1 rRNA gene is annotated in these 2,946 nt (G+C 52.7%); it reads left to right on the plus strand.

Annotation, left to right across the window (positions count from 1 at the left end):
* Positions 1-3: 3 nt before the first annotated feature.
* A 23S ribosomal RNA gene (locus AC1ECF_RS17510) occupies positions 4-2,934 on the plus strand.
* Positions 2,935-2,946: the final 12 nt, after the last annotated feature.

The raw sequence follows: 2,946 nt of genomic DNA on the forward strand, positions 1-2,946 counted from the left end.
TTAGGTTAAGTTAATAAGGGCGCACGGTGGATGCCTTGGCACTAGGAGCCGATGAAGGACGGCACTAACACCGATATGCTTCGGGGAGCTGTAAGTGAGCTTTGATCCGGAGATTTCCGAATGGGGGAACCCACTGCCCGTAATGGGGTAGTACATTTGCGTGAATACATAGCGCATCTGTGGCAGACCCAGGGAACTGAAACATCTAAGTACCTGGAGGAAGAGAAAGAAAAATCGATTCCCTGAGTAGCGGCGAGCGAAACGGGAAGAGCCCAAACCAAGAGGCTTGCCTCTTGGGGTTGTAGGACACTCTATACGGAGTTACAAAGGGTTGGATTAGACGAGGCGATCTGGAAAGGTCCGCAAGACAGGGTAAAAGCCCCGTAGTCAAAAGTCCAACCCCTCCAGAGTGGATCCTGAGTACGGCGGAACACGTGAAATTCCGTCGGAATCTGGGAGGACCATCTCCCAAGGCTAAATACTACCTAGTGACCGATAGTGAACCAGTACCGTGAGGGAAAGGTGAAAAGCACCCCGGAAGGGGAGTGAAATAGACCCTGAAACCGTGTGCCTACAAATAGTCAGAGCCCGTTAACGGGTGATGGCGTGCCTTTTGTAGAATGAACCGGCGAGTTACGATCCCATGCAAGGTTAAGTTGAGAAGACGGAGCCGCAGCGAAAGCGAGTCTGAATAGGGCGAATGAGTATGTGGTCGTAGACCCGAAACCAGGTGATCTACCCATGTCCAGGATGAAGGTAAGGTAACACTTACTGGAGGTCCGAACCCACGCACGTTGAAAAGTGCGGGGATGAGGTGTGGGTAGCGGAGAAATTCCAATCGAACCTGGAGATAGCTGGTTCTCTCCGAAATAGCTTTAGGGCTAGCCTCAAACGCGAGAATCTTGGAGGTAGAGCACTGTTTGGACTAGGGGCCCATCCCGGGTTACCGAATTCAGACAAACTCCGAATGCCAATGATTTATGTTTGGGAGTCAGACTGCGAGTGATAAGATCCGTAGTCAAGAGGGAAACAGCCCAGACCACCAGCTAAGGTCCCAAAGTATTTGTTAAGTGGAAAAGGATGTGGCGTTGCTTAGACAACCAGGATGTTGGCTTAGAAGCAGCCATCATTTAAAGAGTGCGTAATAGCTCACTGGTCGAGTGACGCTGCGCCGAAAATGTATCGGGGCTAAACAAATCACCGAAGCTGTGGATTGATACCGATGGTATCAGTGGTAGGAGAGCGTTCTAAGTGCGTCGAAGTCAGACCGGAAGGACTGGTGGAGCGCTTAGAAGTGAGAATGCCGGTATGAGTAGCGAAAGATGGGTGAGAATCCCATCCACCGTATGACTAAGGTTTCCTGAGGAAGGCTCGTCCGCTCAGGGTTAGTCGGGGCCTAAGTCGAGGCCGATAGGCGTAGACGATGGACAACAGGTTGATATTCCTGTACCACCACCCTGCCATTTGAGTGATGGGGGGACGCAGTAGGATAGGGTAAGCGTGCTGTTGGTTATGCACGTCCAAGCAGTGAGGTGTGGATGTAGGCAAATCCGCATCCTATAACATTGAGCTGTGACGGCGAAGGACCTTTGGTCCGAAGTTCCTGATTTCACACTGCCAAGAAAAGCCTCTAGCGAGGCAGGGGGTGCCCGTACCGCAAACCGACACAGGTAGTCGAGGAGAGAATCCTAAGGTGAGCGAGAGAACTCTCGTTAAGGAACTCGGCAAAATGACCCCGTAACTTCGGGAGAAGGGGTGCTCTGTTAGCGTGCAAGCGCGAGAGAGCCGCAGTGAATAGGCCCAGGCGACTGTTTAGCAAAAACACAGGTCTCTGCAAAACCGTAAGGTGAAGTATAGGGGCTGACGCCTGCCCGGTGCTGGAAGGTTAAGAGGAGTGCTTAGCGCAAGCGAAGGTGCGAATTGAAGCCCCAGTAAACGGCGGCCGTAACTATAACGGTCCTAAGGTAGCGAAATTCCTTGTCGGGTAAGTTCCGACCCGCACGAAAGGCGTAACGATCTGGGCACTGTCTCAACGAGAGACTCGGTGAAATTATAGTACCTGTGAAGATGCAGGTTACCCGCGACAGGACGGAAAGACCCCGTGGAGCTTTACTGTAGCTTGATATTGAATTTTGGTGCAACTTGTACAGGATAGGTAGGAGCCTTAGAGCCCGGAGCGCCAGCTTCGGAGGAGGCGTCGGTGGGATACTACCCTGGTTGTATTGAAATTCTAACCCATGCCCGTGACCCGGGCAGGAGACAGTGTCAGGCGGGCAGTTTGACTGGGGCGGTCGCCTCCCAAAGTGTAACGGAGGCGCCCAAAGGTTCCCTCAGAATGGTTGGAAATCATTCGAAGAGTGTAAAGGCAGAAGGGAGCTTGACTGCGAGACCTACAAGTCGAGCAGGGTCGAAAGACGGGCTTAGTGATCCGGTGGTTCCGCATGGAAGGGCCATCGCTCAACGGATAAAAGCTACCCCGGGGATAACAGGCTTATCTCCCCCAAGAGTCCACATCGACGGGGAGGTTTGGCACCTCGATGTCGGCTCATCGCATCCTGGGGCTGTAGTCGGTCCCAAGGGTTGGGCTGTTCGCCCATTAAAGCGGTACGCGAGCTGGGTTCAGAACGTCGTGAGACAGTTCGGTCCCTATCCGTCGTGGGCGTAGGAAATTTGAGAGGAGCTGTCCTTAGTACGAGAGGACCGGGATGGACACACCGCTGGTGTACCAGTTGTCTTGCCAAAGGCATCGCTGGGTAGCTATGTGTGGACGGGATAAGTGCTGAAAGCATCTAAGCACGAAGCCCCCCTCAAGATGAGATTTCCCTTTACGCAAGTAAGTAAGATCCCTCAAAGACGATGAGGTAGATAGGTTCGGGGTGGAAGCATGGCGACATGTGCAGCTGACGAATACTAATCGATCGAGGACTTAACCAATTTGTTTGTTTC

Source organism: Psychrobacillus sp. Z3-81 (assembly GCF_056620325.1).